Below are 15,147 nucleotides of genomic sequence, written 5' to 3'. Positions count from 1 at the left end.
CGATACATGGAAAAGATCGGATTTGTCAGCTTAGGCTGTTCTAAAAATCTCATCGATACAGAAGTCATGCTGGGCATCCTCCGCGATCGCCACATGGAAATCACCGAGGACCTTGCCCAGTCTGACATTATTATCGTCAATACCTGTACCTTTATTGAAAAAGCAAAGCAGGAATCTATCGACACTATCTTGCAGGCCGCCCGCTATAAAACCGAGGGCAACTGCAAGATTCTCATCGTAACGGGGTGTCTCAGCCAGCAGTATAAAGAAGAACTGATGAAGGAAATGCCGGAAATCGACGCTCTCTTGGGTACCGGTTCTTGGGATCGCATCTGGGAAGCTATCGATACTGTCAAAAAAGGCCGCAAAGCCTGCTTCATCGACGATGTCAGCCATTTATACGACCAAAATACGAGCCGCATGCGGACGACGCCGACCTATAGCGCCTATGTCAAAATCGGCGAAGGCTGTAATAACGGCTGTTCTTTCTGCATCATTCCACACGTTCGGGGAAAACTGTACAGTCGTCCCATCGAATCAATTGTCGCTGAAGTGCAGCAGCTGGCTGCCGACGGCGTAAAGGAAATCAACCTCATCGCTCAGGATACGACCAGCTATGGCGTCGATATCGCCGGCCACTCGCTCTTGCCGGATCTCCTGCGCCAATTGGTTCCCATCGAAGGGATTCGCTGGATTCGCCTGTTCTATCTCTATCCCCATTACTTTACAGATGAATTGATGAATCTCATCGTCGAGGAAGACAAAATCTGTCCCTACGTCGACTTGCCGCTTCAACACATTGCCGAACCGGTCCTGCGCCGCATGAACCGCCGCGATTCCGAAGACGATGTGCGCCGCCTCATCAAAAAATTGTGCAGCCACGGCCGCAAGCTCACCTTGCGCTCGACCTTTATCGTCGGCTTCCCCGGTGAAACCGAAGCGGAATTCCAGGCCCTCTGTGACTTCGTAAAGGAAACGGAATTTGACGACGTCGGTGTCTTTACCTATTCCCAGGAAGCGGGGACGCCGGCAGCGACCATGGACGGACAGATTCCCGAAGAGGTAAAAGAAGAACGCTATCACCAGCTCATGGCCATCCAGGCCAAGGTATCGGAAATCCGGAACCAGGAACTGGAAGGATCCGTCCATACCATGTTAGTCGAAAAAGTAGAACAAGAAAAAGGCGTGACCCAGGCCGTGGGCCGCATTGAAATCCAGGCGCCCGATGTCGATGGCCTGACCTATTTGGAAGATGCTGAGGGCGTACAGCCCGGCGATATGATTCCGGTCCGCATTGCCCAGGGCTTTGCCTATGATCTCGTGGCTGAACGGCTCGATTAACCGAGGTGATTGTAAATGCTAGTAGAACTGGTTACGACAGGCTCTGAATTACTGTTAGGCGAAATCACCAATTACAATTCCGCCTATTTATCGAAACAACTCAATGAATTGGGGTACTTCGTCGTCTACCATACGACGGTCGGCGATAATCCCCAGCGCATGAAGGACGTCTTAAAGACGGCCTTATCGCGGGCCGATTTGGTCATTACGACAGGCGGCCTCGGGCCGACCCAGGGCGATATGACCAAGATCATCGGGGCCGAACTGATGAATCGTCCCCTGATCTATGATCAGGCCATTGCCGATTCCGTCCAGGCCTGGGTGACCGCCCATCACGGCACGGTGACGATGACCGAAAATCAAAAGCGCCAGGCCATGATTCCCGAAGGAGCCGCGATCTTTGATAACGAAGCCGGGACGGCACCGGGCGTCGCCATGCAGGGCGGCGGAAAAAACTTGGTACATTTGCCGGGGCCGCCCAGCGAAATGCGCTGGATGTATGAAAATCGCCTGAAACCCTGGCTCCTTAAAACCTTTGGCAGTCAGGGCAGTATCCGCTCGCTCTATATCAAGATTTATGATATGGGCGAAGCCTTTATTGAAGAACGACTGATGGATCTCGTCAAAGACCAGTCGAATCCGACCCTGGCTATGTACGCCCGGCCGGGATTCGTAGAAGTCCGATTGACGGCACGGGCTGACAGTGAAGAACAGGCTGAGGCCCTTCTGGAACCCTTGGAAGAAGAAGTACGCAGCCGTCTGAATGACCAGATCGTCAGCTTTAATGACGAAACGATGGCCGATGTCTTGGGACGGGAAGTCCGTCAGGCTGGCTATATCGTCAGCGCTGCCGAATCCTGCACGGGCGGCCTGATCGGTTCGCTCATTACCGACATACCCGGTGCGTCCGACTACTTCCGCGGCTCCGCCGGGACGTACTGCAACGAAATGAAAGAGAAACTCCTCGGCGTCTCTCATGAGACCCTTGAACGATATACCGCCGTCAGCGCCGAAACAGCGGCTGAAATGGCTGATGGCAGCCGCCGCCTTTACGGCAGTGATATCGCGGTCAGCACGACCGGCATCGCCGGCCCCGGCGGCGGTACGGAAGAACAGCCCGTAGGCCTTGTTTACACCGGCGTCAGCGGCCCTTGGGGAACCCTCGTTCACCGCGACGTCTACCACGGCGGCCGTGCTGAAATCAAACGCCGTGCTGCCGTACGGGCCATCTATTATGTAGTGCGTTATCTTGTGAACCATAAAAACAAATAACCGTTAGGAGGAATGATTTTGGACGCGAAACAGACAGCACTTGAAAATGCAATGCGCAAGATTGAAAAAGACTTTGGGAAAGGCGCGATCATGCGTCTCGGCGACATTGCTGACAAGATGAACTTAGAAGTTATCTCATCGGGATCCTTAGCCGTCGACTTAGCCGTCGGCGTTGGCGGATATCCTCGGGGCCGAGTCATCGAAATCTACGGCCCTGAATCGTCAGGGAAGACGACCCTGGCCCTGCACGCCATTGCGTCAGCCCAGAAAAACGGCGGCATTGCAGCCTTCATCGATGCCGAACACGCCCTCGATCCGGTCTATGCCCGCCACCTTGGCGTCGACACCAACGAACTGCTCATTTCCCAGCCGGATAACGGCGAACAGGCCCTTGAAATCACAGAAGAACTGGTCCGCAGCGGTGCTGTCGATGTCATCGTCGTCGACTCCGTTGCCGCCCTGGTCCCGAAAGCTGAAATCGAAGGCGAAATGGGCGACTCTCACGTCGGCCTCCAGGCCCGCCTCATGAGCCAGGCCCTGCGTAAATTGACGGGGATCATTTCTAAATCGAAGGCCATGGTCATCTTCATCAACCAGCTCCGTGAAAAAGTCGGCGTCATGTTCGGCAACCCCGAAACGACGACGGGCGGCCGGGCCTTGAAATTCTACGCGTCGATCCGCATGGAAATCCGCAAAGGCGAAGCCATCAAAGCCGGCGGCGACGTCATCGGCAACCGGGCTCGGGTCAAGGTTGTCAAGAATAAAGTGGCACCTCCCTTTAAACACTGCGAATTCGATATCATGTATGGCCAGGGCATTTCCCGTGAAGGGACGGTCCTCGACCTGGGGACGTCCATGGACATCATTGAAAAGAGTGGTACCTGGTACTCCTACAAGGGTGAACGACTGGGCCAGGGCAAGGAAAATGTCAAGATCTTCATGAAGGAACATCCGGAAATCACGGACGAAGTCGAAAAGATCATCCGCGACACCCTGGCAGCGGAACCGGAAAAATTCGACGATGTCATGGACGAAGAATTGATGGAATCGGATGCCGTGGCAGCAGCCGTACCGGAAAGTGACGAAGAAGAATAAATGACTTATAGCGAGGCCTATGAAAAGGCGCTGCAGTTACTCAATGTCCGCTTTTTGAGTGAAGGCGAACTGCGCACCAAACTGCGGCGGCGCGACGTCAGTGACGACGTCATCGACGAAGTGATGGCCATGTTGAAGGACGAGCACTTTATCGACGACGACCGCCTGGCCCGACAGGTCTATGCCAACTATGTCCGCAAAGGGCAGTACGGCCATTTATATATTGCAAACTGCCTCCGGCGCCGGCAGCTGGCCGTGCCGGAGGATATCACACGGCCTGATGAATATGCTTTGGCCGAGGCACTTGTCGAGCGGAAATTTTCCCGTCACTTTGAGGAGCGGCGAAAGGCGGCGCGATACTTACAGTACCGCGGCTTTTCTCCTTCCGTCATCTCCGAGATCATCGCCTCTTTTACAGCCGGTGATGACCAGCCTTGACGGGCAGTCGAAATAAGGATTTCTGACACCGAATCGTCTTGACATTGATATGAAAAAAAATTACAATTAAAGGAGCCGGTTTGATACACTGGTCCATATTTTGCATAATTGTAGGTTTTTTGAACATGAAGTAAATTTTACATACTCATAAAAAAAGCCGGACGGTAGGTTCGGCTTTTTTTTGTGAAGGGGAGGTGAATTTGTTACTATGCTGACTACTACTATTGTTGCGGCCATTATTTGTGGTCTCATCGGCGGCGGTGCCGGTTATATCTATCGTAAGAAGATTGCCGAAGGCAAAATCGGCCAGGCCGAAGTCGAAGCGCAGCGGATCATTGTGACGGCCCAGCAAAATGCGGAAGCCCGCAAGAAAGAACTGGTCCTCGAAGGCAAGGAAGAAATCCATAAACTGCGCAGCGATGCCGAACGGGAACACAAGGAACGCCGCACGGAATTACAGCGCTTTGAACGGCGTCTGCTGCAAAAAGAAGAACATTTAGACAAGAAATCCGATTCCATGGAAAAGAAAGAAGACAGCTTGCAGCGCAAGGAAGAAGAAGTCACGCGCATGCAGGAAAAAATCGAAGCCATTCACGAACAGAAAATGGCTGAATTGGAACGAATTTCCGGCTTGACATATGAAGATGCTAAAGAATTGCTTTTGAACAACGTTCAGAGTGAAGTAAAACATGAAACGGCACAGATGATCAAGATGCTGGAAGAACAGGCTCATGAAGAAGCAGAAAGCAAGGCTCGGGAAATCATTTCCGTGGCGATTCAGCGCTGCGCTGCTGACCATGTAGCCGAAACGACGGTATCCGTTGTGTCGCTTCCGAATGACGAAATGAAGGGCCGTATCATCGGCCGTGAAGGTCGGAATATCCGGGCTATTGAAATGCTGACCGGGGTTGACCTCATCATCGACGATACGCCGGAAGCCGTCATCTTGTCGTGCTTCGATCCGATCCGTCGGGAAATCGCCCGTATTGCCTTAGAAAAACTGATTGCCGACGGCCGTATCCATCCGGCACGCATTGAAGAAATGGTTGAAAAGGCTCGTAAAGAAATCAATCAGAAGATTCGCGAAGCCGGGGAACAGGCAACGTACGAAGCCGGCGTTCACGGACTCCATCCGGAACTCATCAAGATCCTCGGTCGGCTGCGCTACCGCACCAGTTATGGCCAGAATGTACTGCGCCATTCTATCGAAGTCTCCCAGCTGGCAGGCATTATGGCTGCCGAATTGGGTGTCGATGAAAAACTGGCTAAACGCGCCGGCTTGATTCACGATATCGGCAAGGCCCTGGACCATGAACTGGAAGGGACCCACGTCTCTATCGGTGTCGAAATCGCCAAGAAATACGGCGAATCGAAGTTGGTCATCAACGGGATTGCTGCCCACCACGGCGATGAAGAAGCACAGAGTGTGGAAGCCGTCTTGGTAGCGGCTGCTGATGCCGTATCGGCTGCTCGTCCGGGTGCCCGTCGGGAAACCTTGGAAAACTACTTGAAGCGCCTGACCAAGCTCGAAGAAATTGCCGAGTCCTTTGATGGTGTTGAAGACTGTTTTGCTATCCAGGCCGGACGTGAAATCCGGGTCATGGTCAAACCGGATAAGTTGGATGAATCCGATTGCGTCCTCTTGACCCATGACATCATTAAACGCATTGAAGCTGAACTGGAATATCCGGGACAGATTAAAGTCGTCGTCATTCGCGAAACGCGGATGGTCGATTATGCAAAATAATCTTATATTGGGTTGCAAGGTCGTCCTTCTGGACGACCTTTTTCCTTTCTGAAACCGTCTCTTGACGTATCGAATTGAAAGGCGGGCTGCGGCCTGATGGACCGGGACGGTATGTGTCGTGAAAAAATATTATTGAATTTAAAAATAATACTTGCCAAAGTCACCGTTTTGTAGTAGAATAGTTTTTGTTCGAGGCACTAAGAAATACCGAGACGGCCCCGAATCATGAAAGCAAATGGCCCCGTGGTGTAGCGGTTTAACATGTCGCCCTGTCACGGCGAAGATCGTCAGTTCAAATCTGATCGGGGTCGCCAAATGCTCAGGTAGCTCAGTCGGTAGAGCAGGGGACTGAAAATCCCCGTGTCGGCGGTTCAATTCCGTCCCTGAGCACCACCAATGCGGAAGTAGCTCAGTGGTAGAGCACCACCTTGCCAAGGTGGGGGTCGCGAGTTCGAGCCTCGTTTTCCGCTCCATATATGGCGGCATAGCCAAGCGGTAAGGCAGAGGTCTGCAAAACCTTCATCCCCAGTTCGATTCTGGGTGCCGCCTCCATATTTTTTTCTTTCGTCATGCCGAGGTGGCGGAACTGGCAGACGCAACGGACTTAAAATCCGTCGGATAGAAATATCCGTACCGGTTCGATTCCGGTCCCCGGCACCAAATCAACAACGTGTAAGCGGCGTTGGCCGTGGCCGAAGTCCTTGCAAAACAAAGGAGCTGTCTTTGGACAGCTCCTTTTCGCAGTCCGTTTAAATTATCTGGAAAATGGGTTATAATGAAATATGACTGAATACAAGTATAGAGTATCAGATTTTGAAGGACCTTTAGATCTCCTGCTCTATTTGATCGAAAAGAACAAAGTCGACATTTATAACATTCCCATCGTGGCCATTGCCGATCAATTCAATGCCTATGTAGCCGACATCGACGTCTTTGATGTCGACTATGCCAGCAAGTTTTTTGTCATGGCAGCGACTCTTTTACAGATAAAATCCAGACTGCTTCTGCCCAAACAGCCGAAACTGGCTGACGACGAAGAAGACCCACAGGAAGTCCTGGTCCGGCAGCTCGTCGAGTATAAAAAGATGAAGGCCCTGTCTCAGGCCATGGGCGGGCTGTGGGATGCCCGCAGTCTGATGATGGGACGCCAGCCGGCGCCCATGCCCTATGAGCCACGCTTTGAAGGGCATATCGACACCCAGGCCCTTTACGACGCCTTTCAACAGGTGTGTCAGGCCCTGCCGAAACCGGAAGCCGTAGAGATACGGATTCAGAAAGAAATCTACAGCGTCGGTGAGTGCATGCGCCGCGTTACGTACGCCCTGCGCCGAGCCAAGGGGACGATGACGGCAGCTGCCATTTTTCAGGCCTGCCGCTCTCGCGTCGAACTCGTCGTGACCTTTTTGGCCGTTTTGGAATTGCTCAAGGTCGGTCAATGCGCGACCGTCGCTGAGGGAAAGGATGGGAATACCATTGCCTTACGATACACGCCAAAAGGATAACCGCGAACCGACGGCCTTGTTAGAAGCCCTTCTCTTTTTGAGCGGCGACGCTATGACCGAAGCTGACATCAGTGCCCACCTGGGCTGGCCGGTGGAAGACGTCGGAAAAATCGCTGAGCGCCTGCAGCATGTACTGGAGGATCAGCGACGAGGCCTTCGGCTTATCCGCGTGGCTGGCGGGTATCAGTTAGTGACCCGGCCCGACCTTTACGACGCACTGCAGTGGGTGCGGACGGGGAAGACCGAGCTGTCGCCCATGGCCCTTGAAGTCCTGGCCATCGTCGCTTTCAAGCAGCCTGTCACCCGGGCTGATATTGAAAAACTGCGCGGCGTTTCGTCAGAGCGCGTTCTGACGTCCCTCGTACAGCAGGGACTGGTCGTTGATCTTGGCCGTAAGGACAGTCCGGGGCGGCCGATTTTATACGGTACGTCTGCTTATTTTTTGGAATGTATCGGCATGGATTCCCTTGCTGATTTAGCCGGCCGCTTGTCGGTAGATACTACGGAGGATGGACCTAATGGAAGAACGGTTGCAGAAAGTAATGAGTAACTGCGGTGTGGCCTCACGGCGCGCTTCGGAAAAACTGATATTGGAAGGACGGGTCCGGGTAAACGGCGTCATCGTCCGGGAATTAGGCACCAAAGTCAATCCCGATAAAGACCGCATTGCCGTCGACGGCAAGACCCTGGAAGTACAGGCCAAGCATTATTATCTATTTAATAAGCCCAAGGGCGTCATTACAACGTCGAGCGACGACCAGGGACGGACGACGGTCATGGATTACTTCAAAAAGGAAAAAGACCGTATCTACGCCGTCGGTCGTCTGGACCAAAATACGGAAGGCCTGCTGCTGATGACCAACGACGGCGAACTGGCCAACATCCTGATGCATCCCAGCCGCCTCGTCGATAAGACCTATGAAGTCAAGGTCAAAGGGCACATTGCCGACTCGATCCTGCAGCATTTAGCCGACGGCGTCGAACTGAAAGACGGGATGACGGCACCGGCTGACGTCGTCTATGTCGACTACGACCCGCGGACGAATCTGACCAGCTTGGAAATCACCATTCACGAAGGCCGCAATCGCCAGGTCCGCCGCATGCTGGAATACTTCGGCTTCCAGGTTCATAACCTGCGCCGCATCCAGTATGCCTTTTTGACCCTGAGCGGCGTCAAGCGCGGTGCCTATCGCGCCTTGACCCGTGAAGAAGTGGCCGAACTCTACAAATATAAATAATAGGAGTGTCTATGAAGGAAATCCTCGTCATCGGTGCCGGTGCGGCCGGCATCATGGCTGCGCTGGCGGCTGCCGAATCGGGCGCCAGGGTACACTTATTTGAAAAAAATGATATTGTAGGTAAGAAAATGGGAATCACCGGTAAGGGGCGCTGCAACTTGACCAACTCCTGCAGCATGGCCGATTTCATCGCTCACACGCCGGGGCACGGAAAATTCCTGTTCAGTGCTTACCAGCAGTTTACGAACGTCGATTTATTGGACAAACTGAACGGCTGGGGCCTTCTGACCAAAGAAGAACGGGGCGGCCGTATTTTCCCACAGTCCGACAGTGCCATCGAAGTGCGAAAGCTCTTCTACCATAAATTGTGCCGTAAGGGTATCGAACTGCATTTAAAGGAAGGCGTCAAAGCCGTTAAAGCCTGGGGGAATCGCTTCGTTGTCCAAACGGTGTCGAAGACCTACGAAGGCGATGCCTGCATCATCACGACGGGCGGCATGTCCTATCCCGTAACCGGATCCACCGGCGACGGCTATGGCTTCGCTAAGACCCTGGGTCACGAGGTGACGGAATTAAAGCCGTCGCTCATCCCCTTTACGACGGCAGAAGACTGGCCCCATGACTTATCGGGACTGTCCCTGAAAAACGTCGAAGGTTCGCTGTGGCGCCGTGGGAAAAAAATCGATGCCCACTTCGGAGAAATGCTGTTTACCCACTTTGGTGTGTCCGGGCCGATTATCCTGATGCTCAGTACGGCAGCGGCTCATAAAAAGAGCGCCGCCTTTCCCTTGGAACTTCGCATCGACTTAAAGCCGGCCTTGTCGAAGGAAAAACTCGATGCCCGCCTGCGTCGGGATTTTGAAAAATATATCCGCAAAGAAGCGGTCAACGGCTTAAAGGATCTGTTGCCCCAGCGACTGATTCCAGTCCTACTCGATCAGGCCGGAATCGCCAAAGACTGTCCGGTCAATCAGATTTCCCGCGAACAGCGCCAGCGTCTGGTCGAAGCTTTTAAGGCCCTGCCCCTTACGGTGACCGGGACGAGGCCGATCAGTGAAGCCATCGTGACGGCCGGCGGCGTGTCGGTCAAGGAAATCGATCCCAAGACGATGGAGTCGAAAATCGTTCCGGGCCTCTATTTTGCAGGGGAAGTCATCGATATCGACGCCTTTACAGGCGGTTATAATTTACAGGCAGCCTTTTCGACAGGGTTCGTAGCCGGAACGGCCGCTGCTGCTAAGGAGGGCTGACTATGAAAAAATTAACCATTGCCATCGACGGCCCGGCAGGGGCCGGAAAGAGCAGTGTTGCCAAACTGCTGGCCAATAAAGTCGGCTATTTATACATTGATACAGGAGCCATGTACCGGGCCTTTACCTGGGCGGTCTTAGAAAAGGGCGTCGACATCTCCGATGAAGGAGCCGTCAAGGCCCTGGTAGATACCGTCGATATCCGCCTGGAACCGATGGCCGACCTGTGTCGGGTCTACGTCGGCGATACGGAAGTTACCGATGCCATTCGGACTCAGCGTGTATCTTCTCACGTTTCTTCCGTTGCAGCTCTTGCAGTCGTACGGCAAAAACTGGTAAAATTACAAAAGGCTATGGCCAAAGAAGGCGGCGTCATCTTAGACGGCCGCGATATCGGGACCGTCGTCCTGCCCGACGCGGATCTTAAAATCTTCCTCACGGCATCGGTTGCCTCCCGGGCCCAGCGCCGTTATTTGGAAGTGAAGGCCAAAGGCGGTACTGAATCGTATGACGCCATCGCCGCCAGCATCGCTGCCCGCGATGATATGGACTCTCACCGCCAGGTGTCCCCTTTGAAGAAAGCCGATGACGCTGTCGTCGTCGACAACAGTGATCTCGATTTACAACAGACGGCCGACGTCATTCTCGGTCTTATGAAGGAGCGAGGCTGATGCACGAATTTATGTATAATACGATTCGCCGGATCTTCAATGTGGCCACGTACGGCTTCTTGAATATGGAAGTCATCGGCGAAGAAAATATCCCTGAAAAAGGGCCTTTCATCGTAGCCTGTAATCATGCCAGCAACTTTGATCCGCCCCTTTTAGGAACGGCCATGCGGCATCATCTCATCCACTTCATGGCCAAGGAAGAACTGTTCCGAAATCCCGTCATGGGCTGGTTCCTGCGTTACGTCCATACCTTCCCGGTCCACCGCGGCCGCATCGACCGCAAGGCGGTCATGGAATCCTTTAAGGTCTTGAAAGGCGGTGCGGTTTTGGGGATTTTCCCGGAAGGGAAGCGGACCCGCGGCGGTTTCGTCGGCCCCTTTCATGAAGGCTTTGCCGGTATCGCCATTAAGGCCAAGGTTCCAGTGCTGCCGGCAGCCATCGTAAATTCGGAATTTCTGCCGAAAAAGACGGGGCCCGTTCGAGTCATCTTTGGCAAACCCATCATGGCTCCGGCCGGAAAAGCCTCCGATCACGACGTAGTCACGGCCTTTTCCGAAGAAATTCGCGATTCCATCGTGACTATGCAAAATCAGTATAAAGGGGACGAAAAATGAAAGTAACTCTCGCCGCAGCCTGTGGCTTTTGCTATGGCGTCCGACGAGCCGTTGAACTGGCCGGACAGGCTGAAAAAGGAACGCATACCTTAGGACCTATCATCCACAATCCGCAAGTTGTCTGGCGTCTCGCCGAACAAGGCGTGTCGCCGGTAGACTCTTTGGATGAGGTCGATAAGGGGGCTGTCGTCTTGATACGCTCCCATGGCGTAGGACCGGAAGTCTATGAACAAGCCGAAAATCGAGAACTAAAAGTCATAGATGCTACCTGTCCACACGTCAAAAAGGCCCAACAAGACGCCAAAAATATCATCGAAAAAGGTGAAAAGCTTATAATAGTAGGCGAAAAGGCCCATCCTGAAGTAATTAGTATTTCACAATGGGGGGCAAATCGTGCTATTATAATAGACAGGGAAGAAGAGGCTCAACAGATTCCCTTTTGCGATTCTATGGGAGTCGTCGTCCAAACGACGTTCTCTCAAGAGCAATTCAAGCGTATCGCCGCTATCCTGCAACAAAAGACTAATCATCTCGATGTGCATATGACCATATGTACGGCGACGCAGCAGCGTCAGCAGGCAGCGATAGAATTGGCAGGTCAGGTGGACGCCATGATCGTCATTGGCGGCAAGAACAGCGCCAACACCGGCCGCCTCGCGCAGGTATGCCGTGAACAGGATTGCCCGACATACCACATTGAAACAGCAGCCGAATTGGATACGGCCTGGTTCAGTGGTATGAATCATATAGGCATTACAGCCGGCGCTTCTACGCCGGATTGGATAATACAGGAGGTTGTTAAGATTATGGAAAATTTGCAAGCTGAAGGCACAGAAGTAATGAGTGAAGAATTGTTGGACAAGTATGACTATGAAGAAAATCCAAAGAAAGGTGACGTGGTCAAAGGCACGGTTATTTCTGTGAATGATGATGCTGCCTATGTTTCCATCGGTACGAAAGCGGAAGCAATTCTGCCGAAAAAGGAAATGGCTGTTCCCGCTCCGGAAAAAGCGAGTGACTTTGTCAAAGTCGGCGATGAACTGACAGTTGAAATTGCCAACAACATCAAAGAAGAAGGAGCTATTGTCGTTTCCCTCGTCAAGATGAAGAAAGTCGAAGACTGGAAAGAAGTTCGCGAAGCTTTCGAAAATGATCAGCTCGTCGAATGTGTTGGGAAAGAAACGAATAAGGCTGGCCTCGTCGTTTCGATCAAATCCCTCCGCGGATTTATCCCCCTCTCCCAGGGCGATATCAAATTCGTGAAGTCTTTGGACTACCTCGTCGGTGAAACCTTCCAGGTCAAAGTCATCGACATTGACGAACACAAAAACCGTCTGGTCCTGTCCCGCAAGGCTGTACTTGAATCAGAACGCGAAGCAAAACGCGAAGAAGCCCTTAAGAACATTGAAGAAGGGGCTGTCATCAAAGGCACTGTCGTTAAGATCATGCCCTATGGCGCATTCATCGATCTCGGCGGCGTAGAAGGCCTGCTCCACATTTCTGATATTTCTTGGAAGCGCATCAATGCTGTAGAAGACGTTCTCCAGGCCGGAGAAGAACTCGAAGTCCTCGTTCAGAAGTTCGATCAGGAACGGAATCGTATTTCCCTCTCCTTGAAAGCTCTTCAGAAGAACCCCTGGATTGCGGCTATCGAAAAATTTGAAGTCGGCGATATCGTAAAAGGCGAAGTTAAGAAACTCTTGCCGTTCGGTGCTATCTTAGCCATCGATCCGGAATTGCAGGGCTTGCTCCATATTTCTGAATTAACTGAAAAACGCGGCGTGGCTGTCAAAGACCTGGTCGACATCGGCGATGTCATGAACGTTAAGATCATCGGCATCGATACGGATAAGAAGAAGATTTCTCTCAGCGTTCTGGCTATTCAGAAAGATGAAGAAGAACAGGAAGTTCGCGACTACCTCGCTAACCAGGATAACGAAGAAGAAAACAACTAAGGCTTTGTAAAAAGAGGATAGCCGGGCTGTACCGGTTATCCTTTTTTCGTTTATAGAAAGGATAATGCCATGTATAAACCCTTAGTCGCCGTCGTCGGTCGGCCGAATGTCGGCAAATCGACGCTGTTTAACGCCATTGTCAAGAAACGGATTTCCATCGTTGAAGACATTCCCGGCGTTACCCGCGACAGAATTTACTTTGATGCCGAATGGCTCGGTCGGGAATTTACCATGATCGATACGGGCGGCATTGAATTTATCGATTCCAATGATCACATCTTTACCAGTATGCGCTATCAGGCGGAACTGGCCATTCGCGAAGCCGATGTCATCCTGTACGTCGTCGACGGCAAGGTCGGCATCCAGCCGCAGGACGAAGAAATCGCTCACATCCTGCGCTCGTGCGGCAAACCGGTCATCCTGGTCGTCAACAAGATCGACAGCGTCGAACAGGAAATAAACATCTATGAATTTTATAACCTCGGCTTAGGCGATCCCATCGGCATCTCAGCCGTCAACCTGATGAACCTCGGCGACCTCCTCGATGAAGTCCTGAAGAATATTAAAGAGGTTCCGGCCCTTGAAGACGACGACGATACGATTCATATTTCCCTCGTCGGCCGGCCGAACGTCGGCAAATCGTCCCTGACCAATGCCCTCTTGGGGCAGGACCGGGTCATCGTCAGCAACGTACCGGGTACGACGCGCGATTCCATCGATACCCACTGGTCCTATGAAGGAACGGACTTCGTCCTCATCGATACGGCGGGCATGCGCCGCAAGGCCAAGATCGACATGCCGGTCGAACGGTACAGCGTCGTCCGCGCCCTTCGCGCCGTCGACCGCTCGGATATCGCCGTCCTGGTCATCGATGCGACGGAAGGCGTTACCGAACAGGATACGAAAATCGCCGGCTACGTCCACGAAGCGGGCAAGGGCTGCATCATCGTCGTCAACAAGTGGGATCTCGTTGAAAAGGACAGCAAGACGAGCCATAAGTTCGAAGAAGATATCCGACGGGAACTGGCCTTCCTCCAGTACGCCCCGATTCTCTTCGCTTCGGCCCTGACCAAGCAGCGCATTAACCGCCTGGCCGATATGGTCAAATTCGTATCGGAACAGCAGCATATGCGCATATCGACGAGCGTCTTAAACGAACTCATCGAAGATGCCCAGCTCACCAATCCGCCGCCGGCCAAAGGCGGACGGCTGCTGAAAATCTACTACATGACCCAGGCTTCGGTCCAGCCGCCGACGTTTATTCTCTTCGTCAATGAGCCCCAGCTCATGCATTTTTCGTATCTGCGCTTCTTGGAAAACCGACTGCGCGAAACCTTCGGCTTTGAAGGCACTCCCATCCGGCTCATCTTGCGTGGCAAGAAGGATGGTGACCGCTTATGATGACCGGTATCCTCTGCCTGATCTTGGCCTATCTGGTAGGCTCTGTCCCCAGCGGCCTGGTCATCGGCAAGGTCCTGTACCATACCGATCCCCGCGAGTACGGCAGTCATAATACGGGGGCGACCAATGCCTACCGTGTCTTCGGTGCCGTCGGCGGCCTGTTGGTTCTCATCTGTGACGTCGCTAAGGGGATGTTCGGTGTCTACTTGGGGCAGCTTGCCTCCCAGGCCGGCATCGGAACCCCGGCCGATCAGATCTATCTCATGATCGCCGGCGGCCTCTTGGCCATCATCGGTCATTCGTGCTCTATTTTTCTGAAATTCAAAGGCGGGAAAGGCGTCGCTACCGGCCTTGGCATCATCTTGTTCCTGGCCCCTTGGGAAACGCTCATCGTCTTTGCCGTCTGGGTCGTCATCGTTGCCATTACGCGCATCGTCTCCCTGGGCTCCATCGTAGCCGCCGTCTTGGTGCCGATCCTGATGTACTTTTTTGGCGAACCGCTGCCGCTTACGATTTTCGGTCTCTTGGCTGCGATCCTCGTCGTCGTCCGTCATAAGGATAATATTATCCGCCTGATACAGGGACGGGAACTGAAGGTCGAACGAATTCAGAAAAAATAGATT

The 15,147-nt window shown here is 52.9% G+C and carries 14 protein-coding genes and 5 tRNA genes; all 19 read left to right on the top strand.

From position 1 onward, the window contains the following. The first annotated feature begins 6 nt into the window (after positions 1–6). On the top strand, positions 7–1,341 hold the full coding sequence (rimO, locus tag HMPREF3201_RS05850) for a 30S ribosomal protein S12 methylthiotransferase RimO (RefSeq protein ID WP_062412172.1): 1,335 nt from the start codon (positions 7–9) through the stop codon (positions 1,339–1,341). Positions 1,342–1,356: 15 nt separating this feature from the next. After that, the gene (locus HMPREF3201_RS05845; protein WP_062412171.1) at positions 1,357–2,613 is read left to right on the top strand and encodes a competence/damage-inducible protein A; all 1,257 of its coding nucleotides are present in this window, start codon (positions 1,357–1,359) and stop codon (positions 2,611–2,613) included. A 12-nt stretch (positions 2,614–2,625) separates the two neighbouring features. Beyond that, positions 2,626–3,708: a recombinase RecA gene (recA, locus tag HMPREF3201_RS05840; protein WP_172980546.1), complete on the top strand. Its 1,083-nt coding sequence runs from the start codon at positions 2,626–2,628 to the stop codon at positions 3,706–3,708. Continuing rightward, positions 3,709–4,146: a regulatory protein RecX gene (locus tag HMPREF3201_RS05835; protein ID WP_062412169.1), complete on the top strand. Its 438-nt coding sequence runs from the start codon at positions 3,709–3,711 to the stop codon at positions 4,144–4,146. Positions 4,147–4,354: 208 nt separating this feature from the next. Continuing rightward, on the top strand, positions 4,355–5,893 hold the full coding sequence (gene rny / locus HMPREF3201_RS05830) for a ribonuclease Y (RefSeq protein WP_195190545.1): 1,539 nt from the start codon (positions 4,355–4,357) through the stop codon (positions 5,891–5,893). Between the two features lie 237 nt (positions 5,894–6,130). Then, positions 6,131–6,207, top strand: a tRNA-Asp gene (locus HMPREF3201_RS05825). A gap of 3 nt (positions 6,208–6,210) precedes the next feature. Then, positions 6,211–6,286 (top strand) — tRNA-Phe (locus tag HMPREF3201_RS05820). 5 nt (positions 6,287–6,291) lie between these two features. Beyond that, a tRNA-Gly gene (locus tag HMPREF3201_RS05815) sits at positions 6,292–6,366 on the top strand. 5 nt (positions 6,367–6,371) lie between these two features. Beyond that, positions 6,372–6,445: transfer RNA gene (locus tag HMPREF3201_RS05810), tRNA-Cys, on the top strand. A gap of 19 nt (positions 6,446–6,464) precedes the next feature. Then, positions 6,465–6,553: transfer RNA gene (locus HMPREF3201_RS05805), tRNA-Leu, on the top strand. A gap of 122 nt (positions 6,554–6,675) precedes the next feature. Then, entirely contained in the window at positions 6,676–7,395 is a 720-nt protein-coding gene (locus HMPREF3201_RS05800; protein WP_062412168.1) for a segregation and condensation protein A, read from the top strand. Then, complete coding sequence (gene scpB, locus HMPREF3201_RS05795) at positions 7,367–7,945, top strand: SMC-Scp complex subunit ScpB (RefSeq protein ID WP_062412167.1); 579 nt, start codon at positions 7,367–7,369, stop codon at positions 7,943–7,945. Before HMPREF3201_RS05800 ends, scpB begins: the two co-directional genes overlap by 29 nt. Next, positions 7,914–8,633, top strand: a complete 720-nt coding sequence (locus tag HMPREF3201_RS05790; RefSeq protein WP_072272027.1) for a pseudouridine synthase — start codon at positions 7,914–7,916, stop codon at positions 8,631–8,633. Before scpB ends, HMPREF3201_RS05790 begins: the two co-directional genes overlap by 32 nt. A gap of 11 nt (positions 8,634–8,644) precedes the next feature. Beyond that, entirely contained in the window at positions 8,645–9,883 is a 1,239-nt protein-coding gene (locus tag HMPREF3201_RS05785) for a BaiN/RdsA family NAD(P)/FAD-dependent oxidoreductase (protein WP_062412166.1), read from the top strand. Positions 9,884–9,885: 2 nt separating this feature from the next. Then, positions 9,886–10,554 carry a (d)CMP kinase gene (gene cmk / locus HMPREF3201_RS05780; protein ID WP_062412165.1) on the top strand — a complete coding sequence of 223 codons (669 nt, stop codon included), beginning with the start codon at positions 9,886–9,888 and terminating at the stop codon, positions 10,552–10,554. After that, positions 10,554–11,168, top strand: a complete 615-nt coding sequence (locus HMPREF3201_RS05775) for a lysophospholipid acyltransferase family protein (RefSeq protein WP_062412164.1) — start codon at positions 10,554–10,556, stop codon at positions 11,166–11,168. The genes cmk and HMPREF3201_RS05775 overlap by 1 nt, the downstream gene beginning before the upstream one ends. Further along, positions 11,165–13,123 carry a bifunctional 4-hydroxy-3-methylbut-2-enyl diphosphate reductase/30S ribosomal protein S1 gene (locus HMPREF3201_RS05770; RefSeq protein ID WP_062412163.1) on the top strand — a complete coding sequence of 653 codons (1,959 nt, stop codon included), beginning with the start codon at positions 11,165–11,167 and terminating at the stop codon, positions 13,121–13,123. Before HMPREF3201_RS05775 ends, HMPREF3201_RS05770 begins: the two co-directional genes overlap by 4 nt. 69 nt (positions 13,124–13,192) lie before the next feature. Next, positions 13,193–14,524 carry a ribosome biogenesis GTPase Der gene (der, locus tag HMPREF3201_RS05765; RefSeq protein WP_062412162.1) on the top strand — a complete coding sequence of 444 codons (1,332 nt, stop codon included), beginning with the start codon at positions 13,193–13,195 and terminating at the stop codon, positions 14,522–14,524. Then, the gene (gene plsY / locus HMPREF3201_RS05760; RefSeq protein ID WP_062412161.1) at positions 14,521–15,144 is read left to right on the top strand and encodes a glycerol-3-phosphate 1-O-acyltransferase PlsY; all 624 of its coding nucleotides are present in this window, start codon (positions 14,521–14,523) and stop codon (positions 15,142–15,144) included. The genes der and plsY overlap by 4 nt, the downstream gene beginning before the upstream one ends. Positions 15,145–15,147 lie beyond the last annotated feature (3 nt).

Origin of the sequence: Megasphaera sp. MJR8396C (assembly GCF_001546855.1) — a bacterium.
Classification (GTDB): domain Bacteria; phylum Bacillota; class Negativicutes; order Veillonellales; family Megasphaeraceae; genus Megasphaera.
This window is presented reverse-complemented; position numbering and strand designations above follow the sequence as displayed.

Excerpts from the sequence above, each read along its gene's own strand:
- rimO (WP_062412172.1), top strand. The coding sequence starts at position 7 with ATGGAAAAGATCGGATTTGTCAGCTTAGGCTGTTCTAAAAATCTCATC.
- HMPREF3201_RS05845 (WP_062412171.1), top strand. The coding sequence starts at position 1,357 with ATGCTAGTAGAACTGGTTACGACAGGCTCTGAATTACTGTTAGGCGAA.
- recA (WP_172980546.1), top strand. The coding sequence starts at position 2,626 with ATGATTTTGGACGCGAAACAGACAGCACTTGAAAATGCAATGCGCAAG.
- HMPREF3201_RS05835 (WP_062412169.1), top strand. The coding sequence starts at position 3,709 with ATGACTTATAGCGAGGCCTATGAAAAGGCGCTGCAGTTACTCAATGTC.
- rny (WP_195190545.1), top strand. The coding sequence starts at position 4,355 with ATGCTGACTACTACTATTGTTGCGGCCATTATTTGTGGTCTCATCGGC.
- HMPREF3201_RS05800 (WP_062412168.1), top strand. The coding sequence starts at position 6,676 with ATGACTGAATACAAGTATAGAGTATCAGATTTTGAAGGACCTTTAGAT.
- HMPREF3201_RS05790 (WP_072272027.1), top strand. The coding sequence starts at position 7,914 with ATGGAAGAACGGTTGCAGAAAGTAATGAGTAACTGCGGTGTGGCCTCA.
- HMPREF3201_RS05785 (WP_062412166.1), top strand. The coding sequence starts at position 8,645 with ATGAAGGAAATCCTCGTCATCGGTGCCGGTGCGGCCGGCATCATGGCT.
- cmk (WP_062412165.1), top strand. The coding sequence starts at position 9,886 with ATGAAAAAATTAACCATTGCCATCGACGGCCCGGCAGGGGCCGGAAAG.
- HMPREF3201_RS05775 (WP_062412164.1), top strand. The coding sequence starts at position 10,554 with ATGCACGAATTTATGTATAATACGATTCGCCGGATCTTCAATGTGGCC.
- HMPREF3201_RS05770 (WP_062412163.1), top strand. The coding sequence starts at position 11,165 with ATGAAAGTAACTCTCGCCGCAGCCTGTGGCTTTTGCTATGGCGTCCGA.
- der (WP_062412162.1), top strand. The coding sequence starts at position 13,193 with ATGTATAAACCCTTAGTCGCCGTCGTCGGTCGGCCGAATGTCGGCAAA.
- plsY (WP_062412161.1), top strand. The coding sequence starts at position 14,521 with ATGATGACCGGTATCCTCTGCCTGATCTTGGCCTATCTGGTAGGCTCT.